A 26,587-nucleotide genomic window follows, 5' to 3' on the forward strand; every position below is an offset into this window, starting at 1 on the left:
TGCCCCCGATAGCGCCAGTTCAGCCACCACAACCCCAAAGAAAAAGCCCCGATCTCTCGATCAGGGCTTTTTGATTTACAGGCCGTTTTTAGCCTTGAACTCCCGACGCCGACGGTGCAACACCGGCTCGGTGTACCCGTTCGGCTGCTTGGTCCCTTCAATCACCAACTCCACCGCTGCCTGGAACGCGATGTTGCTGTCGAAATCCGGCGCCAGCGGACGATACAACTTGTCCCCGGCATTCTGACGGTCCACCACCGGCGCCATGCGCTTGAGGCTTTCCATCACCTGGGCTTCGTCGACGATGCCGTGGCGCAGCCAGTTGGCGATGTGCTGGCTGGAGATACGCAGGGTGGCGCGGTCTTCCATCAGGCCCACATCGTTGATGTCCGGCACTTTCGAGCAGCCGACGCCCTGGTCGATCCAGCGGACGACATAACCCAGGATGCCCTGGGCGTTGTTGTCCAGCTCGTTGCGGATCTCTTCGTCAGACCAATCGGTCTTGCTGGCCAGGGGAATGGTCAGGATGTCGTCCACCGACGCGCGCTCGCGCTTGGCCAGCTCGGCCTGGCGGGCGAACACGTCGACCTTGTGGTAGTGCAACACGTGCAGCGCCGCCGCCGTAGGCGATGGCACCCACGCGGTATTGGCGCCGGCCAGTGGGTGGGCGATTTTCTGTTCGAGCATCGCCGCCATCAGGTCGGGCATCGCCCACATGCCTTTACCGATCTGCGCACGGCCTTGCAGCCCGGTGCTCAAACCAATATCGACGTTCCAGTTTTCGTAGGCGCCGATCCATTTTTCCGCCTTCATCGCCGCCTTGCGCACCATCGCGCCGGCTTCCATGGAGGTGTGGATCTCGTCGCCGGTACGGTCGAGGAAGCCGGTGTTGATAAACACCACGCGCTCGCTGGCGGCCTTGATGCAGGCCTTGAGGTTGACCGTGGTGCGGCGTTCCTCGTCCATGATCCCGACTTTCAGCGTATTGCGTGGCAGCTTCAGCACGTCTTCGATACGGCCGAACAGCTCGTTGGTGAACGCGGCTTCTTCCGGGCCGTGCATCTTTGGTTTCACGATGTACACGGAACCGGTGCGGCTGTTCTTGCGGCTGCTGTTGCCGTTGAGGCTGTGGATCGCGGCCAGGCTGGTGATCAGCCCGTCGAGAATGCCTTCCGGCACTTCGTTGCCGTCTTTGTCGAGGATCGCGTCGATGGTCATCAGATGACCCACGTTGCGTACGAACAGCAGCGAACGGCCATGCAGCGTCACGTCCTGGCCATTTACGCCGGTGTACACGCGGTCGGCGTTCATGGTCCGGGTGAAGGTCTTGCCGCCCTTGGACACTTCTTCGGCCAGGTCGCCCTTCATCAGGCCGAGCCAGTTGCGGTAGATCACCACTTTATCGTCGGCATCCACAGCGGCGACGGAGTCTTCGCAGTCCATGATGGTGGTCAGCGCGGCTTCCACCAGCACGTCTTTGACGCCGGCGGCGTCGGTCTGGCCGACCGGGGTGTTGGCGTCGATCTGGATTTCGAAGTGCAGGCCGTTGTGTTTCAACAGGATCGCAATCGGCTGGGCGCTGTCACCCTGGAAGCCGATCAGTTGTGCGTCGTCGCGCAGGCCGCTGTTGCTGCCGCCCTTGAGGCTGACGATCAGCGTGCCATCGACGATCTTGTAGCCGGTCGAATCCACATGGCTGCCGGCGCTGAGCGGTGCGGCTTCATCAAGGAAGGCGCGGGCGAAGGCGATCACTTTGTCGCCACGGACTTTGTTGTAGCCCTGGCCCTTCTCGGCGCCGTCGGCTTCGCTGATGGCGTCGGTGCCGTACAGGGCGTCATACAACGAGCCCCAACGCGCATTCGAGGCGTTGAGGGCAAAGCGCGCGTTCATCACGGGCACCACCAGCTGCGGGCCGGCCATGCGGGCGATCTCGTCATCGACGTTTTGGGTCGTGGCCTGGAAATCCGCGGCTTCTGGCAGCAGGTATCCAATGTCTTGCAGGAAGGCTTTGTAAGCCACCGGGTCGTGCGCCTTACCTGCGTGAGTCTGGTGCCAGGTATCGATCCGCGCTTGGAAATCGTCGCGTTTGGCGAGTAGGGCTTTGTTCTTCGGTGCCAGGTCGTGGATGACCTTGTCGGCACCGGCCCAGAACTGGTCGGCAGTGATGCCGGTACCGGGAATGGCTTCGTTGTTCACGAAGTCGAACAGGACTTTGGCGACCTGCAGGCCACCGACTTGAACGTGTTCAGTCATTGCTTGCCTCACTCTGCGGAGCTTATGCGCTTTTTCAGATTTTCATTATGTAGTGCACGGTTGGGCATACTACATGATGACTTGCGGTTGTGAAAATTAGACTAAATACGTCGTTTAGCGACCCACTTTGGTCGTACGGTCACAGCGGAGAACCGGATGTTCTCAAAAAACTATTGGATTGTTCCAGATAAATATAAAAATGGTACACGATTTGTTTTCGAGGGCTTCCGAGTCCACCTTGTAGATTGAATTCAGAGGGCTTCGCCATGGACCATCTTGTACTCACAATTATCGCCGCCGACAAACCCGGCCTGGTTGAACGCATCGCGCAGAATATTGCCACCCACGGTGGCAACTGGCTGGAAAGCCGCATGGCGCACATGGCCGGGCAATTTGCCGGGATCCTGCGGGTCAGCGTTCCAACAGAGAACCGTCAGGCGCTGGTCGGCGCGCTGGAGGACTTATCCACACATGGCATTCGCGTGCTGGTGGGCGAAGGCAGCAGCGGGCAGGCCTCGGCCTCCAAGTCGATCATGATGACGCTGGTGGGCAATGACCGTGCGGGTATTGTGCGCGAGATTACGGCGCTGCTGAGCAAGCAGGGCGTGAACCTGGAGAGCCTGAGCACGGACGTGCGCCCGGCGCCCATGAGCGGTGATCCGTTGTTTACTGCTGAAGCGCTGCTGCAGGTGCCGGCAGCGTTATCCCTAGATGCCTTGCAGTTGACCCTGGAAACCCTGGCGGACGATCTGATGGTGGAACTGCATCACGAGGAATAATCGGCCCACAGGGTTATGCATGGAAATCTTGCATGGGCCTGTGGATAACCTGTAGAGACCCGGCGCCAGGCCACGCCGTGCGGGGTTCTTCGCTACTTGAGCAAAAAACGAGCAGTTTCAAGGGCTTGTGCACAAATGGCGGGGATCAGGTTGTGGATAACCTTGGGGTGGATGTCTGCAAGCCACGTAGATTATGGCTTGCAGAGGTTTGTACGTTATTTGATCAGCGTTTGCGTGCGCTGAGCCAGATGTCCATGCTGTACACCACCAGGCCCGCCCAGATGAACGCGAAGGCGGTCAAAGTGCTTGGTGCCAGATGCTCGCCGAACAGCAGCACGGCTTCCAGCAATACCAGGGTCGGCGCGACGTACTGCAAAAAGCCCAGGGCGGTATAGGGCAAATGCCGTGCGGCGGCGTTGAAACACACCAGCGGGATCAGTGTCACCGGGCCGGCGGCGACCAGCCACCAGGCTTCGGAGGTGCCCCAGAATTCCATCTGCGCACTGTGGGCGGTCGGGTTGAACAGCAGCCATGCAACCGCAATCGGCACCAGCATCCAGGTTTCCACCACCAGCCCCGGCAGGGCTTTCACCGGTGCCTGCTTGCGAATCAGCCCGTAGAAACCAAAGGTCAACGCCAGTACCAGCGATACCCACGGCAGGCTGCCCACTTGCCACACCTGCTGCGCCACACCCACCGCAGCCAGCCCAACGGCGACCCACTGCAAACGGCGCAGGCGTTCACCCAGGATCAACATGCCCAGTACCACATTCACCAACGGGTTGATGTAGTAACCCAGGCTCGCCTCCAGCATGCGCCCGGTGTTGACCGACCACACGTAGGTCAGCCAGTTACCCGCGATCAACGAACCACTGAGTGCCAGGATCGCCAGGCGCTTGGGGTTGTCGCGCAGTTCGCGGAACCAGCCGGGATGTTTCCACACCATCAACAGCAAACCGCCGAACAGCGCCGACCACAACACGCGGTGCACGATGATCTCTGCGGCGGGCACGCTGGCGATGGCTTTGAAGTAGAGCGGGAACAGACCCCAGATGACATAGGCGCTCAGGCCCAGGATATAACCCTTGCGGGGGTTGGCGGCTTGCATTGCAGAATCCTTGCTTAGGCAGCTAACAAAGGCGTGATTGTAAGTACATTTGGCGGGCAATGTGATCTGCTTTGCTTTGGGTGGGAGGGGGCTTGCCCCCGATTGCTGTGTGTCAGTCACAGATGCATCAACTGGCAGACTGCAATCGGGGGCAAGCCCCCTCCCACATTTAACTCGACAGGTCAGAAGAGTTTCAGGGGTTCTTCGTTGAGGGCCGCCAATTGCTCGCGCAAGGCCAACACCTGATCGCCCCAGTAACGCTCACTGCCAAACCACGGAAAGCTATGGGGGAACGCCGGATCATCCCAGCGGCGTGCCAGCCAGGCGCTGTAATGCATCAGGCGCAAGGCGCGCAGGGGTTCGATCAGCGCCAGTTCACGCGGGTCGAAGTCGTGGAACTCCTGATAGCCGTCCATCAATTCCGACAGTTGCCCCAGACATTCCTGGCGATCGCCGGCGAGCATCATCCACAGGTCCTGCACCGCCGGGCCCATGCGGCAGTCATCCAGGTCGACGATGTGGAACATCTCGTCGCGGCACATCATGTTGCCGGGGTGGCAATCGCCGTGCATGCGGATGTTCTTGTGCGGCGTGGCCTTGTACACCTCTTCCACACGCTTGAGCAGGTCGCGGGCCACGGACTCGTAGGCCGGCAACAGGCTCTTGGGGATGAAATTGCCTTCGAGCAGGGTGGTGAGGGAGTCGTGCCCGAAATTCTTCACGCCCAGGGCTTCACGGTGTTCGAACGGGCGGGTAGAGCCCACCGCATGCAAACGGCCGAGCAGTTGCCCGAGGCGATAGAGTTGGTCGAGGTTGCCTGGTTCCGGCGCGCGGCCGCCACGGCGCGGGAACAGGGTGAAGCGGAATCCGGCATGTTCGAACAGGCTTTCGCCGTTGTGGATCAGTGGCGCGACCACCGGCACTTCGCATTCGGCCAGTTCGAAGGTGAAGCGGTGTTCTTCGAGGATCGCCGCGTTGGTCCAGCGCTGCGGGCGGTAGAACTTGGCGATCAGCGGCTCAGCGTCTTCGATGCCCACTTGGTAGACGCGGTTTTCGTAGCTGTTGAGTGCCAGGACGCGAGCGTCGCTGAGGAAACCGATGCTTTCGACGGCGTCGAGGACCAGGTCGGGGGTGAGTGTTTCAAACGGGTGGGCCATGCGAACTCCTGCGCGCAGCAGGGCGCCGCGTCCGGCCGGGTATGGTAACGCACCGGGGCTGAGATAGGTGGTGGCTGTGCCATTGCTATCGGGGGCAAGCCCCGTCCCACATTGACTGCATTCACATATTTTGACTTGTGAACACAGTCAGTGTGGGAGGGGACTTGCCCCCGATGAGGCTTTGTCAGGCGCCGACGATACCGCCGTCATCCCGCCGAATTGCCATCACTGACGAGCGCGGCTTGCCATTCGGCAGATGCTCCGGCCAGGTCGAACCGCCGGTTTCGCCTGGGTGCTGAATCCCCACAAACAACGTCTTCTGATCCGGCGAGAAGCTGATGCCCGTCACTTCACACGCTACCGGGCCGACCATGAAACGGCGGATTTCCCCGGTGGAGGGGTCGGCGCAGAGCATCTGGTTGTTGCCCATGCCCGCGAAGTCACCCGCGTTGCTGTAGTCGCCATCGGTGAGAATCCACAGGCGTCCAGCCTTGTCGAAACCCAGGCCGTCCGGGCTGTTGAACATGTTCTGCGGGTTGATATTCGACGAGCCACCCTTTGGCGTGCCAGCGTGCACGCCCGGGTTGCCGGCCACCACAAACAAGTCCCAGCTGAATTCAGTGGAACCGTGGTTATCCGCGTCGGCCTTCCAGCGCAGGATCTGGCCGTAGACGTTTTTTTCACGCGGGTTGGGGCCGCCCACCGGCTGGCCGTCTTCACCACGCTTGGCGTTGTTGGTGAGGGTGCAATAGACCTGGCCATCGGTGGGGCTGACCACGATCCATTCCGGGCGGTCCATGCGCGTGGCCTTCACCACGCTGGCGGCCAGGCGCGCGTGGATCAGCACTTCGGCCTGGCTGGCGAAACCGGTGCTGGCGTCGATGCCGTTCTTGCCGTGGGTGAGTTCGACCCATTGGCCCTTGCCCTTGGGGTGATCGGCGTTGCCGTCGCCCGCGTCGAAGATCGCCACGTACAAGGTGCCGTGGTCGAGCAGGTCTTTGTTGGCCTTGGGGTTGTGGTGGTTGATCGGGTCGCGGCTGACGAACTTGTAGATGAACTCGCCGCGTTCGTCGTCGCCCATGTACACCACGGCGCGGCCGTCACGGGTTTCGGCCAGGGCGGCGTTTTCGTGCTTGAAGCGGCCCAGGGCCGTGCGCTTGACCGGCGTGGACTTGGGATCGAACGGGTCGATTTCCACCACCCAACCGTGGCGGTTGAGTTCGTTGGGGTTCTTGGCGATGTCGAAGCGCGGGTCGTGCGGGTGCCAGTTGATGTCTTTGCTGGCGGCCACCACGCCGTAGCGTTTCTGCCCGGCGTCGAAGGTTTGTTGCGGGTTGCTGCTGCCAAAGCAGTCGGTAAAGTTCTCTTCGCACGTCAGGTAAGTACCCCACGGCGTCTTGCCGTTGGCGCAGTTCTGGAAGGTGCCGAGGGCTTTCTTGCCGGTTTTGTCGGCGCTGGTTTTCAGCCAGGCGTGGCCAGCGGCGGGGCCGCTGAGGTTGATCGGCGAGTTGCCGTGGATGCGCCGGTTGTAGCGCGAGTCCTGCACGAACTGCCAGGTGTCGCCCTTGCGCCGCACTTCGATCACCGACACGCCTTCGCTGGCCTGGGCCTTGCGCACGTCTTCGGCCGATTGCGGCGCGCCGCCGTGGGCGAAGAGGTAGCGGTAATTGGTGTATTCGTTGTTGATCGCCATCAGCGCACGGTTGTCGTCGCCCGGGAAGGCGAACAGGCTCATGCCGTCGTTGTTGTCCCCGAACTGCTGCTCCTGGGCCTTGGCCGTGCCGTTGCCGGACGGGTCGAAGGCGGGTGCGTTCTTGCTCAGCGGTTGGCCCCAACTGATCAGCACCGAGGCGCTGTAGCCTGGCGGCAAGGTGATGGTGTCACTGGTGGCGGCGGCGATGCTGGTAAAGCCCAGCAGTGGGCTGGCGCTGGCGGCGTTGACGGCCAGGGCGCTGCGGCTCAGCAGGTTGCCACCGAGAAACATTGCGGCACCGCACAGGGCGCCAGCGCCGATAAAGCGGCGGCGGGTGAGGCCGACCATCTGTTCAAGGTCGGTGGCTTGGTTTTCTTCTAATAGGCTCATCTCAGGCTCCCTGCGGTTTTTGCAGACACCATAAGGAGCGGGCGTGACGAAATGGTTGCAGTTTGAAGACGGGCTGCGACTACACCGGCGTACCGAGCAGCACATTGCTCGGCGCGAACTGCACGGTGATGGTTTTACCTACGACGGCGCCCACGTCCTTGAGTGCGTCGGGCCGCGCCAGGGCGCATAAAACCTGGCCATTGGGCAGGGCGATGCGCACTTCGCCTGGGCCGTCGTCGGCGTCGAGAATGGCGTCGACGGTGCCGCTCATGCAATTGTGTCCAGGTGTTGCAGATTGCTTGGATGGGAGCAGTTCCAGCCATCCGGCCTTGATCAATGCGACCACTTCCACACCGGTTTCCAGCTCCAGGCGCTGCGTGCTGTCGTGGGTGATCTGCGCGTCCAGGCTCAGGCCGCCGGCCAGTTGCAGGCGGATCAGATCGTTACGGCCCTGCTGCTCGATGGCGATGACCTGGCCATGCAATTGGTTGCGCGCGCTGGTGCGCAGCATCAAGCGGCCGAGCAGGTTGAAGTCGCTGGCGGCTTCATCGGAGCCCAGCACCTCGGCTTGCAGCACTTGCAGACGCTGGTACAGACGCAACACGCGCTCACCTTCGGTCGTCAGCTTGGCACCGCCGCCGCCCTTGCCGCCCACGCTGCGTTCTACCAACGGCTTTTGTGCCAGGTTGTTCAACTCGTCGATGGCATCCCACGCCGCCTTGTAACTCAAGCCTGCGCTTTTGGCCGCGCGGGTGATGGAACCCTGCTCGGCGATATGCGCCAGCAAGGCAATGCGCTGGGGGCGGCGAATGATGTGTTGGCTGAGGGAGGCTGGCAGAGACATGGGGATACGCTTGGCTGGGATGAGCCGAACGTTGCGGGCAAGGTGCGCCGGAGTCAAGTCAACTGCCCGGTTTGGGCGTGCGGGCCAGGCAATACACATCGACCTGCTTCGCACCGGCGTTCATCAATAACCGCGCCAGGCTGTGGGCCGTGGCGCCGGTCGTCAGCACGTCGTCGACCAGGGCGAAATGCCGGCCCTGCACCTGTGCGTCGGGCGCCAGGGCGAAGGCGCCGAGCAGGTTGCGTTGACGGGTCTTGGCGTCGAGGGCTTGTTGGGCCACGGTTTCATGGGGGCGTAACAACAGCTGTTCATCGTGGGGGATGTTCAAGTCGCTGCCGAGCCAGCGCGCCAGCATCAACGCCTGGTTGTAGCCGCGTTCGCGCAGACGCTTGCGCGCCATGGGCACCGGTAGCAGGCACTCGGGGCGTACGAGTTCGGTATTGTCAAAGCGATGTTGCAGGTGTTGCGCCAGGAGCCACGCCAGCATCTGCCCGAGGGTCCAGCGTGCCTGATGCTTGAAGCGGCTGATCAGGCTGTCGATGGGAAAGCTGTAGGACCAGGGGGCGATGACCTGTTTAAACGCGGGGGGATTTCTTTGGCATTGCCCGCAGATCAAACCCTCCATCGGCAAGGGCAGGGCACACACATCGCAGTGCTCCATGAGCCAGGGCAGCTCGGTTTCGCAGACGTTGCACACACAATGGGCGGAAGGTGTCGCTTCATCACAGATTAAACAGGTTTGTATGTTATTTAACCAGATGTAAACCTGGTGTTTGTATCTCGGTTGACAGTGCATGAATCTTCCTTAAATATGCCGAGCATCCGTGTCGTGCCTGTGGGTATTGCCCTTCCCGCAGCGCTTGCCAAAGCATAATCAAGGAATCGCCCATGAGCGCCAGCACCACCGCCACCTTGCGTCACGATTGGTCCCTCGCCGAAGTCAAGGCGCTGTTCGTGCAGCCGTTCAATGACCTGCTGTTCCAGGCGCAGACCGTGCACCGCGCGCATTTCGACGCCAACCGTGTGCAAGTGTCGACGCTGCTCTCGATCAAGACCGGCGCCTGCCCGGAAGATTGCAAATATTGTCCGCAGTCGGGCCACTACAACACCGGCCTGGAAAAAGAAAAGCTGATGGAGGTGCAGAAGGTCCTCGAAGAGGCGGCCCGCGCCAAAGCCATCGGCTCGACCCGCTTCTGCATGGGCGCCGCCTGGAAACACCCGTCGGCCAAAGACATGCCCTACGTGTTGCAAATGGTCAAAGGCGTGAAGGCCATGGGCCTGGAAACCTGCATGACCCTCGGCCGCCTTGACCAGGACCAGACCGAAGCCCTGGCCCAGGCCGGCCTGGACTACTACAACCACAACCTCGACACCTCGCCGGAGTTCTACGGCAGCATCATCACCACCCGCACCTACAGCGAGCGTCTGCAAACCCTGGCCTATGTGCGTGATTCGGGGATGAAGATCTGCTCCGGCGGCATCCTCGGCATGGGCGAGTCCCTCGACGACCGCGCCAATTTGCTGATCCAACTGGCCAACCTGCCGGAGCATCCGGAGTCGGTGCCGATCAACATGCTGGTGAAGGTGGCGGGGACACCGCTGGAAAACGCCGAAGATATCGACCCGTTCGACTTCATCCGCATGCTCGCCGTGGCGCGCATCCTGATGCCGAAGTCCCACGTGCGCCTGTCGGCCGGCCGTGAGGCGATGAACGAGCAGATGCAGGCGTTGGCGTTCTTTGCCGGTGCCAACTCCATCTTCTACGGCGACAAGTTGCTGACCACCGCCAACCCGCAGGCTGACAAGGACATGCAACTGTTCGCGCGCCTGGGCATCCTGCCGGAAGCCCGTGAAGAACATGCCGATGAAGTGCATCAGGCGGCAATCGAGCAGGCGTTGGTGGAGCAGAAGAGCAGCGAGCAGTTCTACAACGCTGTCGTTTGATTTAAACGCCATACAGCTGTGGGAAACGGCTTGTGTGGGAGGGGGCTTGCCCCCGATAGCGATGGGTCAGTCGACACCTGCATCAACTGACCGATTGCAATCGGGGGCAAGCCCCCTCCCACATTAGATCCCCGCCACATTTTTACCGTTAAACCGAGGCCAGCATGTCTTTCGATCTCGCCGCGCGCCTCGCTGCCCGTCGTGCCGAACACCTTTACCGCCAACGGCCGCTACTCGACAGCCCCCAAGGCCCGGAAGTGGTGGTGGACGGCCAGCCGCTGCTGGCGTTCTGCAATAACGATTACCTGGGCCTGGCCAATCACCCGCAAGTGATCGAGGCCTGGCGCGCCGGTGCCTCCCGTTGGGGTGTGGGCGGCGGCGCTTCGCACCTGGTGGTCGGGCATGCCACGCCGCACCATGAACTGGAAGAAGCCCTGGCCGACCTCACCGGTCGCCCGCGTGCGCTGCTGTTTACCACCGGTTACATGGCCAACCTCGGCGCGGTCACGGCGTTGGTGGGGCAGGGCGATACGGTGCTGGAAGACCGTCTCAACCATGCGTCGCTGCTGGACGCGGGCTTGCTCTCGGGGGCGCGTTTCAAGCGTTACCTGCATAACGATGCGCAGAGCCTGGCCAAGCGCCTGGAGAAAGCTACCGGCAATACCCTGGTGGTCACCGATGGTGTGTTCAGCATGGACGGCGACCTGGCCGACCTGCCCGCGCTGGCCCGCGAAACCAAGGCCAAAGGCGCCTGGTTGATGGTGGATGACGCCCATGGTTTTGGCCCCCTGGGCGCCAACGGCGGCGGCATCGTCGAGCATTTCGGCCTGAGCCAGGAGGACGTGCCGGTGCTGGTCGGCACCCTCGGCAAGGCGTTCGGCACGGCCGGGGCGTTTGTGGCCGGCAGTGAAGAGCTGATCGAAAGCCTGATCCAGTTCGCCCGCCCGTACATCTACACCACCAGCCAACCGCCCGCCCTGGCCTGCGCCACCTTGAAAAGCCTGGAACTGTTGCGCACTGAGCATTGGCGGCGCGAGCACCTCAACCGCCTGATCAGCCAGTTCCGCCAGGGCGCCGAGCAGCTTGGGCTGGACCTGATGGACAGCTTCACGCCGATCCAACCCATCCTGATCGGCGACAGCGCCAAGGCCATGCGGCTGTCGCAGATGCTGCGCGAGCGCGGCCTGATGGTCACAGCTATTCGCCCACCGACCGTGCCCGCCGGCAGTGCGCGTCTGCGCGTGACATTGACGGCGGCCCACAGCGCGGCGCAGGTGCAGCTATTGTTAAACGCATTGGAAGCGTGTTTCCGCTTGTCAGGCAGTTCGGGGCCCAACTATGCGTGATCGACTGATATTGCTGCCCGGCTGGGGCCTCGGTGTATCGCCGCTGGAGCCGTTGGCCGCCGCCTTGCAAGGTTTGGACGAGCACCTGCAGGTGCAGATCGAACCGTTGCCCGCACTGGATTCCAGCGACCTGAATGAGTGGCTCGACGAACTCGACGCCACGCTGCCAGACAACGCCTGGCTGGGCGGCTGGTCCCTGGGCGGCATGCTGGCTTCGGAACTGGCGGCGCGGCGTGGCGAACGTTGCTGCGGCCTGCTGACTCTGGCGAGTAACCCGTGTTTCGTCGCCCACGCTGGCTGGCCAAGCGCGATGCCCGCCGAGACCTTCGACGCGTTTCTCGCTGGCTGCCATGCCGACTCCCAGGTCACCCTCAAGCGCTTCGGCCTGTTGTGCGCCAAGGGCGCCGAAGACCCGCGCGGACTGTCGCGCCTGCTGGTCAGTGGCGCGCCGAACACGCCCTCCAGTGTGTTGATGCCCGGCCTTGAGCTACTCGCCCAGTTGGATACCCGTGAAGCCTTATTGGCCTATCGCGGCCCGCAGTTGCACCTGTTCGCCGGCCTGGACGGGTTGGTACCCGCCGAAGCCGCCAGCGACCTGCTGGCCCTGCTGCCGGATGTTGAAATCGGCCTGATTGAACAGGCCGGCCACGCTTTTCTTCTGGAAGACCCTCACGGTGTAGCGGGGGCCATCCAGGCTTTTTTGCATGAGTGCGTCGATGACTGATTTATCCCACGCCCCGCTGCCGGGCGCGTTGCCGGACAAGCGCCAGGTGGCGGCGTCCTTTTCCCGTGCCGCCGCCAGTTACGACAGTGTTGCCGAATTGCAGCGGGCGGTGGGCAGCCAATTGCTGGCGCGCCTGCCGGGCAATACCGCGCCGCAACGCTGGTTGGACATGGGCTGCGGCACCGGTTATTTCAGTCGCGTGCTGGGTGAACAGTGGCCCGCCAGCGAAGGCATCGCGCTGGATATCGCCGAAGGCATGCTCAACCACGCACGCCCCCTGGGTGGCGCCGAGCACTTCATCGCCGGCGACGCCGAACGCTTGCCGCTCAAAGCTGAGAGCTTGCAGCTGCTGTTTTCCTCCCTCGCGGTGCAGTGGTGTGCGAATTTCGAGGCGGTGCTCAGCGAAGCCTATCGGGTGTTGCAACCGGGCGGAGTGCTGGCCTTCGCCAGTCTCTGCGTGGGCACCCTGGAAGAACTGCGCGAAAGCTGGCGTGCGGCGGATGGCCTGGTGCACGTCAATCGCTTCCGCACCTTCGAGGCGTATCAACACTTGTGTGCGGCCAGCGGCCTGCGGGTGGTGAGCCTGGAGCGCCGTCCTCATGTGTTGCATTACCCGGATGTACGCAGCCTGACCCACGAGTTGAAGGCCCTGGGCGCGCATAACCTCAACCCCGGTCGCCCCGGTGGGTTGACGGGGCGCGCGCGGATTGTTGCACTGGTGCACGCGTATGAGCGGTTCCGCCAGGCCCAAGGCCTGCCGGCGACTTACCAAGTGGTGTATGCCGTACTGGAGAAACCTCTATGAGCGCCGCCTACTTCATCACCGGCACCGACACCGATGTCGGCAAGACCACCATCGCCGCCGGCCTGTTGCACGCGGCGCGGCAAGCCGGTAGAAGCACCGCGGCTGGCAAGCCGGTGGCCTCCGGTTGCCAGGTCACGCCCAAGGGCTTGCGCAACGCCGATGCACTGGCGTTGCTGGCCGAATGCTCGTTGCCGTTGAGTTATGCCGAGGTCAACCCGGTGGCCTTCGAACCGGCCATCGCTCCCCACCTGGCGGCGCGGGAGGCAGGTTTCTCGCTCACCGTGCAATCGTTGTTGAAGCCCATGCAGCAGATTCTGGCACGGCAAGCGGATTTCACCCTGATCGAAGGCGCCGGCGGCTGGCGGGTGCCATTGGCCGATCAGGCGAACCTGTCGGACCTGGCCATGGCGCTGAAGTTGCCGGTGATCCTGGTGGTGGGCGTGCGCCTGGGTTGCATCAGCCATGCCTTGCTGACCGCCGAAGCCATCGCCCGGGACGGCCTGCAGTTGGCCGGGTGGGTGGCCAATATCATCGAGCCCAAGACCTCCCGTCTGGAAGAAAACCTCGCCACCCTGGCCGAGCGCCTGCCTGCGCCATGCCTGGGGCGTGTGCCGAAACTCAAGCACGCCGGGGCTGAAGCGGTTGCCGAGTACTTACAGTTGGACCTGCTTGACTGATTTTGGCTATCGACAAGGCATTATGCCATTAGTGTTTTTGACGAGCCCTTTGACGGGATATCTGCTTCAATTCAACTTCACGATTCTCTAAAGGCAGGCTTACGCCATGGAAATCTCTGGAAGCAGCGCGTTTTATTCGGGCCTGAGCAGTATTCAGTCCGGACAGAACCGTGTCGATCAGGCCGCCGGCAGAATTGCCAGCGCCGCGACTACCCAGCCATCGGATGCGCAAAGCGACCGTCTGCAAGCCAACGACCGCGCCCAGCCGTCCAACTCGGCCAGCAATATGGTTGAAATGGCCCAGGGCAAATTCCAAGTGGAGCTCGGCGCCAAAGTCGCCAAGGCTTCGGATGAAATGCTCGGCACCTTGATCGATACCTACGCCTGATCTGCTGGCGCTAAAAAATATGGGAGGGGGCTTGCCCCCGATAGTGATGGATCAGCCAATGTGTGTATGGCTGACATGGCGCTATCGGGGGCAAGCCCCCTCCCACATTTTTACTGTGCCGTCCTTCTGAACTTCTACACTCCCGCAGTCATGTGGCGTCTTGCCGCAAGCGTTGCCGTGCGCGCCATTGATTCGCGTCATGACAAACGGCATCCGGACGACGCTTGACATCCCCAAGTGGTAAACGTATGTTTCAAACACCTGTTTGACCGCCCCAACACTTCCACGCGGTTGTTCATTCCAGATACATCAGCAGAGGTTTATCGCTATGCCTGACTACAAGGCCCCCTTGCGTGATATTCGCTTCGTTCGTGACGAACTGCTTGGCTATGAAGCGCACTATCAGAGCCTGCCGGCTTGCCAGGACGCTACCCCGGACATGGTTGACGCCATCCTTGAAGAAGGCGCCAAGTTCTGTGAGCAAGTGCTGGCACCGCTGAACCGCGTGGGCGACATCGAAGGCTGCACCTGGAGTGAGTCGGGCGTCAAAACCCCTACCGGTTTCAAAGAAGCCTACAAACAATTCGTCGAAGGCGGCTGGCCAAGCCTGGCCCACGACGTGGCGCACGGCGGCCAAGGCCTGCCGGAATCCCTGGGCCTGGCCGTGAGCGAAATGGTCGGCACCGCCAACTGGTCGTGGGGCATGTACCCGGGCCTGTCCCACGGTGCGATGAACACCATCTCCGAGCACGGCACCCCCGAGCAGCAAGAGGCCTACCTGACCAAACTGGTGTCGGGCGAATGGACCGGCACCATGTGCCTGACCGAGCCACACTGCGGCACCGACCTGGGCATGCTGCGCACCAAGGCCGAACCTCAGGCTGATGGTTCCTATAAGGTCTCCGGCACCAAGATCTTCATCTCGGCCGGTGAACACGACATGGCCGACAACATCGTCCATATCGTACTGGCCCGCCTGCCGGACGCACCGGCCGGCACCAAAGGCATCTCGCTGTTTATCGTGCCGAAGTTCCTGCCCAACGCCGATGGCTCGATTGGCGCGCGCAACGCCGTGAGCTGTGGTTCCCTGGAACACAAGATGGGCATCCACGGCAACGCCACCTGCGTGATGAACTTCGACGCGGCCACCGGTTTCCTGATCGGCCCGGCGAACAAAGGCCTGAACTGCATGTTCACCTTCATGAACACCGCTCGCCTGGGTACCGCGCTGCAAGGCCTGTCCCATGCCGAGATCGGTTTCCAGGGCGGCCTGAAATATGCCCGCGACCGTCTGCAAATGCGCTCCCTGACCGGCCCGAAAGCACCGGACAAAGCTGCCGACCCGATCATCGTGCACCCTGACGTGCGCCGCATGCTGCTGACCATGAAGGCCTTCGCCGAAGGCAACCGTGCGATGGTGTACTTCACTGCCAAGCAAGTGGACATCGTCAAATACGGCACCGACGACGAAGCCAAGAAACAGGCGGACGGCCTGCTGGCCTTCATGACCCCGATCGCCAAGGCCTTCATGACCGAAGTCGGCTTTGAATCGGCCAACCACGGTGTGCAGATCTACGGCGGCCACGGTTTCATCGCCGAGTGGGGCATGGAGCAGAACGTTCGCGACAGCCGCATTTCGATGCTGTACGAAGGCACCACCGGCATCCAGGCCCTCGACCTGCTGGGCCGTAAAGTGCTGATGACCCAAGGCGAAGCGCTCAAGGGCTTCACCAAGATCGTGCACAAGTTCTGCCAGGCCAACGAAGGCAACGAAGCGGTCAAAGAATTCGTTGCACCGCTGGCTGCGCTGAACAAAGAGTGGGGCGAGTTGACCATGAAGGTCGGCATGGCCGCGATGAAAGACCGTGAAGAAGTGGGTGCCGCCTCGGTGGACTACCTGATGTACTCCGGTTACGCCTGCCTGGCTTACTTCTGGGCCGACATGGCGCGCCTGGCGGCCGAGAAACTGGCTGCCGGCACCACCGAAGAAGCGTTCTACACCGCCAAGCTGCAGACCGCGCGCTTCTACTTCCAGCGCATCCTGCCGCGTACCCGTACGCACGTGGCCACCATGCTGTCGGGCGCCAACAACCTGATGGACATGAAAGAAGAAGACTTCGGCCTGGCTTACTAAGCCTTACCGGGGTTCACTTGCAGAGCCGCCGCTCCCTTGCGGGAGCGGCGGCTTTTTTGTACCCGATAAAAAACCACAGCGCAGCACTCAGGGATTACTGTCGGCTGCCGTTACAGTGATGGCAATGTGATACATGTTCGACGGGTTGTGTTTAACTGTCTGCATAAAGGCACAGTGCCATCATTTTTTGCGGGTCGGAGTTTTACCCTTGTCACGCGTGTCCGCTGTACGTTTCAGTCACTTTCTCCCTTCGTTGCTGCTCTTGCTGGCCGGGCTCTCGGCTGCGTACGTCAAGGACCTCAACGTCTTCTTCACCTCGCTGTTCAATGTATTGCCGACCCTGGTGCTGTTGCTCGGTGGTTCGTACTGCGCGGTGTACCGCCGCCAGCGTGAACTGTTCCTGATGATCACGGTGTACATCGTCTACTTCCTGCTCGATACCCAGACCGACTTCTACCGCGACAATGGCCGCGTGCGCGAAGACGCCGCGGTGGTGTTTCACCTGTGCTGCCTGCTGCTGCCGTTGTTGTTCAGCATCTACGCTCTGTGGCAGGAGAAGACCCACCTGTTTCGTGACTTCGTTGCCCGTGGCGCGGTGTTGCTGGCGGTCGGCAGCGTAGCGCTGGCGCTGGAGCAGAGTTATCCCCAGGCGGTGCTGAACTGGCTGGCGGAGATCCGCTGGCCGGCGCTGCATGGCACTTGGATGAGCCTGATCCAGTTGTCGTACCCGATGTTCCTGATCGGCTTCCTGACCCTGGCAGCGCAATACTGGTACCAGCCGCGCCCGCTGCATGCGGCGCAACTGGTGGGGTTGCTCGGCCTGTTCTGGATGTTGCCGCAGACGTTCATCCTGCCCTTCACCCTGAATATCATGTGCAGCCAGGTGATGCTGATGATCGCCGCCGGTGTGGCCCACGAGGCTTATCAAATGGCCTTCCGCGATGAGCTGACCGGCCTGCCGGGGCGTCGTGCGCTGAACGAGCGCATGCAGCGGCTGGGGCGCAACTATGTGCTGGCGATGAGCGACGTCGACCACTTCAAGCGCTTCAACGATACCCATGGTCATGACGTGGGCGACCAGGTATTGCGGCTGGTGGCGAGCAAGCTGTCCAAGGTCAACGGCGGCGGGCGCGCGTACCGCTACGGCGGTGAAGAATTCGCCGTGGTGTTCGCCGGCAAGACCCTGGATGAATGCATGCCGCACCTGGAGGAGATCCGCGAGATCATCGCCGACTACGACATCAAGCTGCGTCATTCGGACCGCCCCCAGGACGATCAGCAGGGTCGCCAGCGCCGTTCAGGCAGCGGCGCCTCCAGTGTCTCAGTGACCATCAGCATCGGCGTGGCCGAACGCCAGGCCGAGCAGCGCACGCCCGAGGAAGTGCTCAAGTCCGCCGACCAGGCGCTGTACGCCGCCAAGGGCGCGGGGCGCAACTGCGTGGTAGCGTCCGGGCAGACCCGGCGTGGCGCGGTGCGCATGGAGAGCGCTGCCGGTTGAGTGATGGCGGTGTATTCAGCGGTTCTACAGTGATTGTTCCGGGCGTTGGCCGGCAGTAGGTTGAAACCATCTGCTGACGGAGACATTGCCATGCCTGAGTACAAAGCTCCCCTTCGCGACATGCGCTTTCTGATCGACAACGTATTTGATTTCCACGGCCACTACGCCGCATTGGGCGCCACCGATGCCAGCCCGGACATGGTCGCTGCGATCCTCGAGGAAGGCGCAAAATTCTGCGAGAACGTGCTCGCGCCGCTCAACCGCAGTGGCGACGAAGAAGGCTGCCATTTCGACAATGGCGTGGTCACCACGCCCAAGGGCTTCAAGGAAGCCTTCGCCCAGTACGTTGAGGGCGGCTGGCACGGCGTGGCAGCGGACCCGGCCTACGGTGGCCAGGGCTTGCCGCAGTCGCTCGGCCTGGTGCTGAGCGAGATGATCGGCTCCAGCAACACCTCCTGGGGCATGTACCCAGGGCTGACCCACGGCGCGATGTCGGCGATCCACGCCCACGGCACCGCCGAGCAGAAAGACACGTTCCTGACCAAACTCACTGCGGGCGAATGGACCGGCACCATGTGCCTCACCGAAGCCCACTGCGGCACCGACCTGGGCCTGATCAAGACCCGTGCCGTGCCCCAGGCGGACGGCAGCTATGCGGTCACCGGCAGCAAGATCTTCATCTCGGCCGGCGAGCACGACATGAGCGCCAATATCATTCACCTGGTGCTGGCCAAGCTGCCGGATGCGCCGGCGGGCACCAAGGGCATCTCACTGTTCATCGTGCCCAAGTTCCATGCCGACACAGGCGAGCGCAATGCGGTGCACTGCGGTTCCATCGAACACAAGATGGGCATCAAGGCGTCCGCAACCTGTGTGTTGAACTTCGATGGGGCCAAGGGTTTCCTGATCGGTGAGCTGAACAAGGGCCTCAACTGTATGTTCACCATGATGAACCATGCGCGCCTGGGCACCGGCATGCAGGGCCTGTGCAATGGCGAGGCGAGCTTCCAGGGCGCGATCACGTACGCCAACGACCGTCTGCAAATGCGCTCGCTGACTGGCGCCAAGGCCCCGGACAAAGCCGCCGACCCGATCATCGTGCACCCTGATGTGCGCCGCATGCTGCTGACCATGAAGGCCTTCAACGAAGGCAACCGTGCGCTGACCTACTTCACCGCACAATTGCTCGACACCGCGCACCTGAGCAAGGACGCGGCGCAGCGTCAGGAGGCCGAAGACCTGCTGGCGTTCCTCACGCCCATCTGCAAAGCCTTTATGACCGATACTGGCCTTGAGGTGACCAACCACGGCATGCAGATCTTCGGTGGCCACGGTTACATCCGCGAATGGGGCATGGAACAACTGGCCCGCGATGCGCGGATTGCGCCGATCTATGAAGGCACCAACGGCATCCAGGCCCTCGACCTGCTGGGGCGCAAGGTGCTGGGCAGCCAGGGCAAGTTGCTGCGTGGGTTTACCAAAATCGTGCATAAGTTCTGTGCCGCGAATGCCGAGCACTCTCAGCTCAAGGGCTATGTGGCGCAACTCAATCAGTTGAACGGGGAGTGGGGTGAGCTGACCACGAAGGTCGGCATGGCCGCGATGAAGAACCCCGATGAAGTGGGCGCGGCGGCGGTGGATTACTTGATGTACAGCGGTTACGTGGTGCTCGCGTACCTGTGGCTGCGCATGGCGATCGCTGCCCTTGAACAGCCAGATGGCGATTTTGCCAAGGCCAAGTTGGCCACGTGCGAGTTCTACTTCAAGCGTCTACTGCCGCGTACGGCTACCCATCGCGCGGCCGTGGAAGCGGGCAGCGAATGCCTGATGAGTCTGCCTGCGGAGGCGTTTGCGTGGTGATGACTTAAAAATACCAATCAGTCACAAGTGGACCCTATGTGTCTGAAAAGTTGTTCGGGTACACTCTGAGCCTGTAAAACCGACTCTTCCCGAATTACTTTTCACGTTCTCACGAGGTTTGCCATGGCTGATTACAAAGCGCCGCTGCGTGATATGCGCTTCGTCCTCAACGAAGTCTTTGAGGTCGCCACCACTTGGGCCCAGTTGCCGGCATTGGCAGACACCGTTGACGCCGAAACCGTAGAGGCAATCCTCGAAGAAGCCGGCAAGGTCACCGCCAAATCCATCGCCCCGCTCAGCCGTGGTGGCGATGAACAAGGTTGCCGTTGGGATAACACAGCGGTATTTACGCCGGACGGTTTTCCGCAAGCCTACAAAACCTACGCTGAAGGCGGTTGGGTGGGTGTAGGCGGCGACCCTGCGTTCGGCGGCATGGGCATGCCCAAGGCCGTGTCGGCCCAGGTCGAAGAGATGATCAACTCGTCGAGCCTGGCGTTCGGCCTGTACCCGATGCTGACCTCCGGCGCCTGCGTGTCGATCAACACCCACGCCAGCGAAGCGCTCAAGGCTGCTTATCTGCCGAAGATGTATTCCGGTGAGTGGGCCGGTTCCATGTGCCTGACCGAGGCCCACGCCGGGACCGACCTGGGGATGATCCGCACCAAGGCTGAGCCGCAGGCGGACGGCTCCTACACAGTCAGCGGCACCAAGATCTTCATCACCGGCGGTGAACACGACCTCACCGATAACATCATCCACCTGGTACTGGCCAAGCTGCCGGACGCGCCGGCGGGGCCCAAGGGGATTTCGCTGTTCCTGGTGCCGAAGTTCATGGTGAACACCGACGGCAGCCTGGGCGCACGCAATGCCGTGAGCTGTGGTTCCATCGAGCACAAGATGGGGATCCAGGCGTCGGCGACCTGCGTGATGAATTTCGACGAGGCCGTGGGTTACCTGGTGGGCGAGCCGAACCGTGGTCTGGCGGCGATGTTCACCATGATGAACTACGAGCGCCTGGGTGTCGGTATCCAGGGCCTGGCGTCCGGCGAGCGTTCCTATCAGAACGCTATCGAGTACGCCCGCGACCGCCTGCAAAGCCGTGCACCGACCGGCGCGCAGGCCAAAGACAAAATGGCCGACCCGATCATCGTGCACCCGGACGTACGGCGCATGCTGCTCACCATGAAGGCCGCCAACGAAGGTGGCCGTGCGTTCTCCACCTACGTGGCGACGCAACTGGACATCGCCAAGTTCAGCGACGACGCCGCTGCCCGCGAGCGTGCGGATAACCTGGTGGCACTGCTGACGCCGGTGGCCAAGGCGTTCCTGAGCGACCTGGGCCTGGAAACCACTGTGCTGGGCCAACAGGTATTTGGCGGCCACGGTTACATTCGTGAGTGGGGCCAGGAGCAACTGGTGCGCGATGTGCGCATCACCCAGATTTACGAAGGCACCAACGGCATCCAGGCCCTGGACCTGATGGGGCGCAAGATCGTCGGCAGTGGCGGGGCGTTCTACACCCTGTTTGCCGATGAGATCCGCGCGTTCATTGCCTCGGCGGGTGCCGAGCTGGCCGAATTCACCAAGCCGTTGGGCGCGGCGGTGGATAACCTGGATGAGCTGACCGCCTGGGTGCTGGACCGCGCCAAGGCCAACCCCAATGAAATCGGCGCGGCGTCGGTGGAGTACCTGCATGCCTTTGGCTACATGGCGTATGCCTATATGTGGGCTCGCATGGCCAAGGCCGCGTTGGGCAAGGAGTCGCAAGAAGACTTCTACGCCAGCAAACTGGGGACTGCGCGTTTCTACTTTGCGCGCCTGTTGCCACGCATCCACTCGCTGAGTGCGTCGGTAAAAGCCGGTAGCGAATCACTGTTTTTGCTGGATGAAGCCTTGTTCTAAGGGCTTGGAGGACGTGTAAGCATTCTCTTACATGACGTGCTGCTATTCGTCCTCTATCGCCATATTGGATCCACGGATAATCTACTTCACATGGACGTCGCGCAGGAAGCGCAAAGCAACAACACGGACACGTAGGATTCTGCCAGGACGGCGGAGTGAAATGGATGTCAGGGAAACAGTCTGCAAAGCCCCGCTTCGGCGGGGTTTTCTTTTGCCCGCGAAAAAGTCAGGCAGGCGCCTGCGGGGCATTCATCACGTCTTCCAGCAAGGTGCGCAGCAACGCCACCGTCGCCTGCTGGCGCTGCACATCGCGGCACACCAGACCGACTTTCAGCGGCACCCTGGGCTCACTCAAGGGCTTCCAAAGCAGCGCCTGGCTGTTGTGTTCATCCTGGGAGCGCCCCGGCAGCACCGTCGCCAGTTTTGTGTGAGGCAGGCTGTCGAGGATCCCCACCATGGTGTTGAGTTCCGCCTGGACCTGCGGGCGTCGCCCGAGGTTGGACAGTTGGCCCTGCCAGATCTGCCGCACCTGAAACTCTTCCCCCAACAGCAACATCGGCAACTCCGCGGCCTGCTTCAGTGAGACTTTCTTGAATTCCCGCAAGGGATGGTCTTCGGGGATGACCACCTTCAACTCATCTTCGTACAACAACACGCCGTGCAACCCCGGCTGGCGTGGCGGCAGGTAACTGATGCCGATATCCAGCGAGCCGTTGAGTAGCCGCCGCTCAATTTCGAGCCCGGTCAATTCGTAGATCTGCACCACCAAATGCGGCTGGGCCTTGCGCACGCGCTCGAGCATCTGCGGGACCAGGCTGGTGTGCACGGTTTGCAACACGCCGATGGCCAGCGTGCGCATCGCCTGGCCCTTGAAGTTGCGCAGGGCCTCAACTGCCTGTTGCATGCCATCGATCAGCGGCAAGGCGTGGTTGTACAGCGTATGCGCCGCCAGTGCCGGTAGCAGGCGCTTGCTGCTGCGTTCGAACAGACTCACATCCAGGTTCTGCTCCAACTGGCGAATCTGCTGGGACAGCGCCGGTTGGGAGATCGACAGACGCTCCGCAGCACGGCCTACATGGCCCTCCTCATACACCGCGACGAAATAACGCAGTTGCTTGAAATCCATAAGGCTTACTTATCGAAAAAGCTGGAAAATCGAAATGGCCGCTGGCCCCCGAGACGCCTAGTCTAGCGCCTATTCGCAGGGCTTACAGGGCCAGATCGGGCAATGAACAGCGTTTATATTGATGGCGTTTACATAGGCAAGGCAAAAAACCTCAAGGCAATGTTGGCACCTCGCACCGACCAAGGCCCAGTTGCTATTGGGGGCGAGCCATGAATCTATTCCGTCGCCCCGCGCCGAGCCTGGACGATTTAGTTCTGGAGACGCCCAGCGATAATCCTCCCAACGAATCCCTGATGCCCTCCGTCGCACGGCCGCCGCAAGTGTTCGTGCGCGGCCAGGGTTCCTGGCTCTGGGACAGTGACGACCGGGCCTACCTGGATTTCAGCCAGGGCAACGCAGCCAACAGCCTCGGCCACAGCCCACAGGTGTTGATCAAGGCGCTGGCCGACCAGACTCAGGCGCTGATCAACCCAGGCAACGGCTTGCATAACCGCGCTCAACTCAACCTTGCCGAGCGCCTGTGCCATCGCACCGGCAGTGACCAGGCCTACCTGCTCAACAGCGGCGCGGAAGCCGTTGAAGCCGCGATCAAGTTGGCGCGCAAATGGGGCCAACTGCATCGTGGTGGCGCTTACCGCATCATCAGCGCGAGCGGTGGTTGCCATGGTCGCAGTTTTGCGGCGATGTCGGCGTCGGCGGGCGAGAGTACCAATCGCTTCGAACCGCAACTGCCGGGCTTCAGCCATGTGCCCTTCAACGACCTGCCGGCCCTGCATGCCGCGGTCGACGCGCAAACCGTCGCCATCCTGCTGGAGCCGATCCAGGGCGCGGCCGGAGTGATCCCCGCGACGGAGCACTATCTCAAAGGGGTCGAGCGGCTGTGCCGTGAACTGGGGATCCTGCTGATACTCGACGAGGTGCAAACCGGCATAGGCCGCTGCGGCACCTTGCTCGCCGAACAGCAATACGGCGTACGTGCGGACATCATCACCCTCGGCAAAGGCCTGGGCGGCGGTGTGCCCCTTGCGGCGCTGCTGGCGCGTGGCAAAGCCTGCTGTTTTGAAGTGGGCGAGCTGGAAGGCACCCATCACGGCAATGCGCTGATGGCATCGGCCGGGCTGGCGGTATTCGACACGGTGCTGGAGCACGGCTTTCTGGAACAGGTGCGTGAGTCCGGCCTTTACCTCGGCGAAGGCCTTGCCCGCCTGGCCTATCGCTACGACCACGGCCCGCTGCGCGGCCACGGCCTGATGTGGGGCCTGGCGCTGTCGGATGATTCTGCGGATGCGGTGGTAAAAGCGGCCCTGCACGAAGGCCTGATCCTCAACGCCCCACAGCCCGGCTGCCTGCGCTTCACCCCGGCCCTCACGGTGAGCAAAAGCAACATCGACGAAATGCTCCTGCGCCTGGCCCGTGCCTTCTCCCGCGTGCGCACCGCACAACTGCAATGCCGCAAGGGCATCGCTGTTTAACCCCTATTCCTGAACCGTCTCGCGGTCTACGCGACGCCTCCGGCCTGATTCTTTTGGCTGGGGGCGTTTTTTTGCCTGGATGGCCCAACGCCAGATCCCACTGAACCCTCACGAACGCCCAAGGTCGATTAGCTACACGGCTCACACGAGCCGATTTTCTGGAGCTGATCCCATGGATTTCATTCGTATCATCATCGCCATTCTGTTGCCGCCACTGGGTGTGTTCCTGCAAGTGGGTTTCGGCGGCGCGTTCTGGCTGAATATCCTGCTGACCCTGTGCGGCTACATCCCGGGCATCGTGCACGCGGTGTACATCATCGCCAAGCGCTGAGGCCGTCAGCCTTTGGCGATGAGCCGTGAGTTGCGCTCATTGCGAAAGGCCAGTTGCTCGATGGTCTGGGTGGCGTGCTCGGCCTCTTCCCGCGCTTGCAGGATGATGCCGTGCTGCTCGGACTTGCTGCAGACCGGGTCGGCATTGCTCGCGTCCCCGGTCAGCATGAAGGCCTGGCAACGGCAGCCGCCGAAGTCCTTTTCTTTTTCATCGCACGAACGGCACGGCTCGGGCATCCAGTCGTAGCCACGAAAGCGGTTGAAGCCGAACGAGTCGTACCAGATGTGCTGCATGCTGTGGTCGCGCACATTGGGAAATTGCACCGGCATTTGTCGGGCACCGTGACACGGCAGGGCGGTACCGTCGGGTGTCACGGTCAGGAAGATACTGCCCCAGCCGTTCATGCAGGCCTTCGGGCGCTCTTCGTAGTAGTCCGGTGTGACGAAGATCAGCTTGCACGGGTGACCTTCCGCTTCCAGCCGGGCGCGATATTCGTTGGTGATGCGTTCGGCGCGCACCAGCTGCTCCCGGGTCGGCAACAACCCCACCCGATTGAGCTGTGCCCAGCCGTAGAACTGGCAGGTGGCGAGCTCCACGAAGTCGGCCTCCAGCGCAATGCACAGTTCGATGATGCGGTCGATCTTGTCGATATTGTGCCGATGGGTCACGAAGTTCAGCACCATCGGGTAGCCGTGGGCCTTCACGGCCCTGGCCATTTCCAGCTTCTGTGCGAAGGCTTTTTTCGAGCCGGCCAGCAGGTTGTTCACCTGTTCGTCGCTGGCCTGGAAGCTGATCTGGATATGGTCCAGGCCGGCTTTCTTGAAGTCGCTGATCTTCTGCTCGGTGAGGCCGATGCCCGAGGTGATCAGGTTGGTGTAGAACCCCAGTTTGCGCGCTTCAGCGATCAGCTCGGCCAGGTCCTGGCGCACCAGCGGTTCACCGCCGGAAAACCCCAGCTGCGCGGCCCCCATCTCGCGGGCTTCGCGAAACACCTTGAACCACTGCTCGGTCGTCAGCTCCTTGCCCTGCTCGGCAAAGTCCAATGGGTTGGAGCAGTACGGGCACTGCAACGGGCAGCGGTAGGTCAGCTCGGCCAGCAACCACAGCGGCAGGCCGATGGCCGGCTTTTCAGGCAAGGGTGATCCAGTGCTCAGCACGGGCGACCTCCATGAACTGCTCGATGTCTTCACCGAGCTCAGGCACACCAGGAAATTGTTTCTCCAGCTCGGCGATGATGGCCGCCACGTCGCGCTCGCCGTCGATCAAGCCACCAATCAATGCGGCGCTGTCGTTGAGCTTGATCATGCCTTCGGGGTAGAGCAACACGTGGCCTTTTTGCGCCGGCTCGTACTGGTAACGGTAGCCTGGGCGCCAGGTCGGTTTCTTGCTGCGGTCAAAGCTCATAGGGTGATCCCTTTATGCCACACCCGCTGCTCGGTCACGCTGTGATATGGCGGGCGCTTGAGTTCATAGGCCATGCTCATGGCATCGAGCATGCTCCACAGGATGTCGAGTTTGAACTGGAGAATCTCCAGCATGCGCTCCTGGCCTTCACGAGTGGTGTAGTGCTGCAGGGTAATTGCCAACCCGTGTTCCACATCGCGGCGGGCCTGGCCCAGGCGGGTGCGGAAATATTCATAGCCGGCCGGGTCGATCCAGGGGTAATGCTGCGGCCAGCTATCGAGGCGCGACTGGTGGATCTGCGGCGCGAACAGCTCGGTCAGCGAGCTGCTCGCGGCTTCCTGCCAACTGGCGCGACGGGCGAAGTTGACGTAGGCGTCTACCGCGAATCGTACGCCAGGCAGTACCAACTCCTGCGAGCGTAGTTGGTCGGGGTCGAGGCCCACCGCCTGGCCCAGGCGCAGCCAGGCTTCGATGCCGCCGTCCTCACCGGGGGCGCCATCGTGGTCGAGCAGGCGCTGGATCCACTCGCGACGGATCTCACGGTCCGGGCAGTTGGCCAGGATCGCGGCGTCTTTGAGCGGGATATTCACCTGATAATAGAAACGGTTGGCGACCCAGCCCTGGATCTGCTCGCGGGTGGCGCGGCCTTCGTACATCGCCACGTGATACGGGTGATGGATATGGTAGAAGGCGCCCTTGGCCCGCAGGGCGGCTTCGAATTCGGCGGTGGTCAATGGCGTGTCAGTCATCTC

The 26,587-nt window shown here is 62.0% G+C and carries 23 protein-coding genes; 13 read left to right on the forward strand and 10 right to left on the reverse strand.

The window, feature by feature from the left end; translation table 11 throughout:
• Window positions 1-75: 75 nt before the first annotated feature.
• A complete protein-coding gene (locus tag BM017_RS06930) occupies window positions 76-2,253 on the reverse strand; it encodes a malate synthase G (protein ID WP_092242225.1) in 2,178 nt (725 codons plus the stop codon).
• 266 nt (window positions 2,254-2,519) lie between these two features.
• Here BM017_RS06930 and BM017_RS06935 point away from each other — a divergent pair, with 266 nt between their 5' ends.
• Window positions 2,520-3,032, forward strand: a complete 513-nt coding sequence (locus BM017_RS06935) for a glycine cleavage system transcriptional repressor (protein WP_092242227.1) — start codon at window positions 2,520-2,522, stop codon at window positions 3,030-3,032.
• Between the two features lie 223 nt (window positions 3,033-3,255).
• Here BM017_RS06935 and rarD read toward each other — a convergent pair whose 3' ends face one another.
• The 5 genes from rarD to BM017_RS06960 form a co-directional block, all read right to left on the reverse strand.
• Window positions 3,256-4,140 carry an EamA family transporter RarD gene (gene rarD, locus BM017_RS06940; RefSeq protein ID WP_092242230.1) on the reverse strand — a complete coding sequence of 295 codons (885 nt, stop codon included), beginning with the start codon at window positions 4,138-4,140 and terminating at the stop codon, window positions 3,256-3,258.
• 182 nt (window positions 4,141-4,322) lie between these two features.
• Complete coding sequence (locus BM017_RS06945; protein WP_092242232.1) at window positions 4,323-5,297, reverse strand: serine/threonine protein kinase; 975 nt, start codon at window positions 5,295-5,297, stop codon at window positions 4,323-4,325.
• A gap of 184 nt (window positions 5,298-5,481) precedes the next feature.
• Window positions 5,482-7,380 (reverse strand): PhoX family protein, encoded by a 1,899-nt coding sequence (locus tag BM017_RS06950; protein WP_092242234.1) that lies wholly within the window; start codon window positions 7,378-7,380, stop codon window positions 5,482-5,484.
• Window positions 7,381-7,459: 79 nt separating this feature from the next.
• Window positions 7,460-8,224 (reverse strand): TOBE domain-containing protein, encoded by a 765-nt coding sequence (locus tag BM017_RS06955; RefSeq protein ID WP_092242237.1) that lies wholly within the window; start codon window positions 8,222-8,224, stop codon window positions 7,460-7,462.
• Window positions 8,225-8,282: 58 nt separating this feature from the next.
• A complete protein-coding gene (locus tag BM017_RS06960) occupies window positions 8,283-9,020 on the reverse strand; it encodes a ComF family protein (protein WP_092242239.1) in 738 nt (245 codons plus the stop codon).
• A 92-nt stretch (window positions 9,021-9,112) separates the two neighbouring features.
• On the opposite strand from BM017_RS06960, the gene bioB reads away from it, so the two are divergent.
• From bioB to BM017_RS07010, 10 genes are all read left to right on the forward strand, one after another.
• A complete protein-coding gene (gene bioB, locus BM017_RS06965) occupies window positions 9,113-10,168 on the forward strand; it encodes a biotin synthase BioB (RefSeq protein ID WP_058426686.1) in 1,056 nt (351 codons plus the stop codon).
• Between the two features lie 164 nt (window positions 10,169-10,332).
• The gene (gene bioF, locus BM017_RS06970) at window positions 10,333-11,514 is read left to right on the forward strand and encodes an 8-amino-7-oxononanoate synthase (RefSeq protein ID WP_092242241.1); all 1,182 of its coding nucleotides are present in this window, start codon (window positions 10,333-10,335) and stop codon (window positions 11,512-11,514) included.
• Window positions 11,507-12,238 (forward strand): alpha/beta fold hydrolase, encoded by a 732-nt coding sequence (locus BM017_RS06975; RefSeq protein ID WP_058426688.1) that lies wholly within the window; start codon window positions 11,507-11,509, stop codon window positions 12,236-12,238. The genes bioF and BM017_RS06975 overlap by 8 nt, the downstream gene beginning before the upstream one ends.
• A complete protein-coding gene (gene bioC / locus BM017_RS06980) occupies window positions 12,231-13,043 on the forward strand; it encodes a malonyl-ACP O-methyltransferase BioC (RefSeq protein WP_092242243.1) in 813 nt (270 codons plus the stop codon). Before BM017_RS06975 ends, bioC begins: the two co-directional genes overlap by 8 nt.
• Window positions 13,040-13,720, forward strand: coding sequence for a dethiobiotin synthase (bioD, locus tag BM017_RS06985; RefSeq protein ID WP_092242245.1), 681 nt, complete (start codon window positions 13,040-13,042; stop codon window positions 13,718-13,720). The genes bioC and bioD overlap by 4 nt, the downstream gene beginning before the upstream one ends.
• 106 nt (window positions 13,721-13,826) lie before the next feature.
• Window positions 13,827-14,108 carry a hypothetical protein gene (locus BM017_RS06990; protein WP_058426691.1) on the forward strand — a complete coding sequence of 94 codons (282 nt, stop codon included), beginning with the start codon at window positions 13,827-13,829 and terminating at the stop codon, window positions 14,106-14,108.
• A gap of 328 nt (window positions 14,109-14,436) precedes the next feature.
• Window positions 14,437-16,242 carry a phenylacyl-CoA dehydrogenase gene (locus BM017_RS06995; protein ID WP_071490261.1) on the forward strand — a complete coding sequence of 602 codons (1,806 nt, stop codon included), beginning with the start codon at window positions 14,437-14,439 and terminating at the stop codon, window positions 16,240-16,242.
• 208 nt (window positions 16,243-16,450) lie between these two features.
• A complete protein-coding gene (locus BM017_RS07000) occupies window positions 16,451-17,740 on the forward strand; it encodes a GGDEF domain-containing protein (protein ID WP_071490260.1) in 1,290 nt (429 codons plus the stop codon).
• 90 nt (window positions 17,741-17,830) lie between these two features.
• Entirely contained in the window at window positions 17,831-19,600 is a 1,770-nt protein-coding gene (locus BM017_RS07005) for an acyl-CoA dehydrogenase C-terminal domain-containing protein (protein WP_092242247.1), read from the forward strand.
• 123 nt (window positions 19,601-19,723) lie between these two features.
• Window positions 19,724-21,502 carry an acyl-CoA dehydrogenase C-terminal domain-containing protein gene (locus tag BM017_RS07010; RefSeq protein WP_092242250.1) on the forward strand — a complete coding sequence of 593 codons (1,779 nt, stop codon included), beginning with the start codon at window positions 19,724-19,726 and terminating at the stop codon, window positions 21,500-21,502.
• Between the two features lie 226 nt (window positions 21,503-21,728).
• Here the strand turns inward: BM017_RS07010 and BM017_RS07015 are convergent, their stop codons facing one another.
• A complete protein-coding gene (locus BM017_RS07015) occupies window positions 21,729-22,628 on the reverse strand; it encodes a LysR family transcriptional regulator (RefSeq protein ID WP_092242253.1) in 900 nt (299 codons plus the stop codon).
• Between the two features lie 209 nt (window positions 22,629-22,837).
• On the opposite strand from BM017_RS07015, the gene BM017_RS07020 reads away from it, so the two are divergent.
• Both BM017_RS07020 and BM017_RS07025 read left to right on the forward strand, forming a co-directional pair.
• A complete protein-coding gene (locus tag BM017_RS07020) occupies window positions 22,838-24,100 on the forward strand; it encodes an aspartate aminotransferase family protein (RefSeq protein ID WP_092242256.1) in 1,263 nt (420 codons plus the stop codon).
• A gap of 172 nt (window positions 24,101-24,272) precedes the next feature.
• A complete protein-coding gene (locus BM017_RS07025) occupies window positions 24,273-24,431 on the forward strand; it encodes a YqaE/Pmp3 family membrane protein (protein WP_003228885.1) in 159 nt (52 codons plus the stop codon).
• Window positions 24,432-24,436: 5 nt separating this feature from the next.
• On the opposite strand, the gene pqqE is transcribed toward BM017_RS07025, so the two are convergent.
• From pqqE to pqqC, 3 genes are read right to left on the reverse strand one after another with little or no spacing between them, the layout of a single operon-like run.
• Window positions 24,437-25,567: a pyrroloquinoline quinone biosynthesis protein PqqE gene (pqqE, locus tag BM017_RS07030; protein WP_092242262.1), complete on the reverse strand. Its 1,131-nt coding sequence runs from the start codon at window positions 25,565-25,567 to the stop codon at window positions 24,437-24,439.
• Entirely contained in the window at window positions 25,560-25,835 is a 276-nt protein-coding gene (gene pqqD / locus BM017_RS07035; RefSeq protein ID WP_092242265.1) for a pyrroloquinoline quinone biosynthesis peptide chaperone PqqD, read from the reverse strand. Before pqqD ends, pqqE begins: the two co-directional genes overlap by 8 nt.
• A complete protein-coding gene (gene pqqC, locus BM017_RS07040) occupies window positions 25,832-26,584 on the reverse strand; it encodes a pyrroloquinoline-quinone synthase PqqC (protein WP_017138042.1) in 753 nt (250 codons plus the stop codon). The genes pqqD and pqqC overlap by 4 nt, the downstream gene beginning before the upstream one ends.
• Between the last annotated feature and the right edge of the window lie 3 nt (window positions 26,585-26,587).

The sequence above is a fragment of the Pseudomonas sp. NFPP04 genome, from assembly GCF_900113815.1.
Taxonomy (GTDB): Bacteria; Pseudomonadota; Gammaproteobacteria; order Pseudomonadales; family Pseudomonadaceae; genus Aquipseudomonas; species Aquipseudomonas extremorientalis.

Excerpts from the sequence above, each read along its gene's own strand:
- BM017_RS06930 (WP_092242225.1), bottom strand. The coding sequence starts at position 2,253 with ATGACTGAACACGTTCAAGTCGGTGGCCTGCAGGTCGCCAAAGTCCTG.
- BM017_RS06935 (WP_092242227.1), top strand. The coding sequence starts at position 2,520 with ATGGACCATCTTGTACTCACAATTATCGCCGCCGACAAACCCGGCCTG.
- rarD (WP_092242230.1), bottom strand. The coding sequence starts at position 4,140 with ATGCAAGCCGCCAACCCCCGCAAGGGTTATATCCTGGGCCTGAGCGCC.
- BM017_RS06945 (WP_092242232.1), bottom strand. The coding sequence starts at position 5,297 with ATGGCCCACCCGTTTGAAACACTCACCCCCGACCTGGTCCTCGACGCC.
- BM017_RS06950 (WP_092242234.1), bottom strand. The coding sequence starts at position 7,380 with ATGAGCCTATTAGAAGAAAACCAAGCCACCGACCTTGAACAGATGGTC.
- BM017_RS06955 (WP_092242237.1), bottom strand. The coding sequence starts at position 8,224 with ATGTCTCTGCCAGCCTCCCTCAGCCAACACATCATTCGCCGCCCCCAG.
- BM017_RS06960 (WP_092242239.1), bottom strand. The coding sequence starts at position 9,020 with ATGCACTGTCAACCGAGATACAAACACCAGGTTTACATCTGGTTAAAT.
- bioB (WP_058426686.1), top strand. The coding sequence starts at position 9,113 with ATGAGCGCCAGCACCACCGCCACCTTGCGTCACGATTGGTCCCTCGCC.
- bioF (WP_092242241.1), top strand. The coding sequence starts at position 10,333 with ATGTCTTTCGATCTCGCCGCGCGCCTCGCTGCCCGTCGTGCCGAACAC.
- BM017_RS06975 (WP_058426688.1), top strand. The coding sequence starts at position 11,507 with ATGCGTGATCGACTGATATTGCTGCCCGGCTGGGGCCTCGGTGTATCG.
- bioC (WP_092242243.1), top strand. The coding sequence starts at position 12,231 with ATGACTGATTTATCCCACGCCCCGCTGCCGGGCGCGTTGCCGGACAAG.
- bioD (WP_092242245.1), top strand. The coding sequence starts at position 13,040 with ATGAGCGCCGCCTACTTCATCACCGGCACCGACACCGATGTCGGCAAG.
- BM017_RS06990 (WP_058426691.1), top strand. The coding sequence starts at position 13,827 with ATGGAAATCTCTGGAAGCAGCGCGTTTTATTCGGGCCTGAGCAGTATT.
- BM017_RS06995 (WP_071490261.1), top strand. The coding sequence starts at position 14,437 with ATGCCTGACTACAAGGCCCCCTTGCGTGATATTCGCTTCGTTCGTGAC.
- BM017_RS07005 (WP_092242247.1), top strand. The coding sequence starts at position 17,831 with ATGCCTGAGTACAAAGCTCCCCTTCGCGACATGCGCTTTCTGATCGAC.
- BM017_RS07010 (WP_092242250.1), top strand. The coding sequence starts at position 19,724 with ATGGCTGATTACAAAGCGCCGCTGCGTGATATGCGCTTCGTCCTCAAC.
- BM017_RS07015 (WP_092242253.1), bottom strand. The coding sequence starts at position 22,628 with ATGGATTTCAAGCAACTGCGTTATTTCGTCGCGGTGTATGAGGAGGGC.
- BM017_RS07020 (WP_092242256.1), top strand. The coding sequence starts at position 22,838 with ATGAATCTATTCCGTCGCCCCGCGCCGAGCCTGGACGATTTAGTTCTG.
- BM017_RS07025 (WP_003228885.1), top strand. The coding sequence starts at position 24,273 with ATGGATTTCATTCGTATCATCATCGCCATTCTGTTGCCGCCACTGGGT.
- pqqD (WP_092242265.1), bottom strand. The coding sequence starts at position 25,835 with ATGAGCTTTGACCGCAGCAAGAAACCGACCTGGCGCCCAGGCTACCGT.
- pqqC (WP_017138042.1), bottom strand. The coding sequence starts at position 26,584 with ATGACTGACACGCCATTGACCACCGCCGAATTCGAAGCCGCCCTGCGG.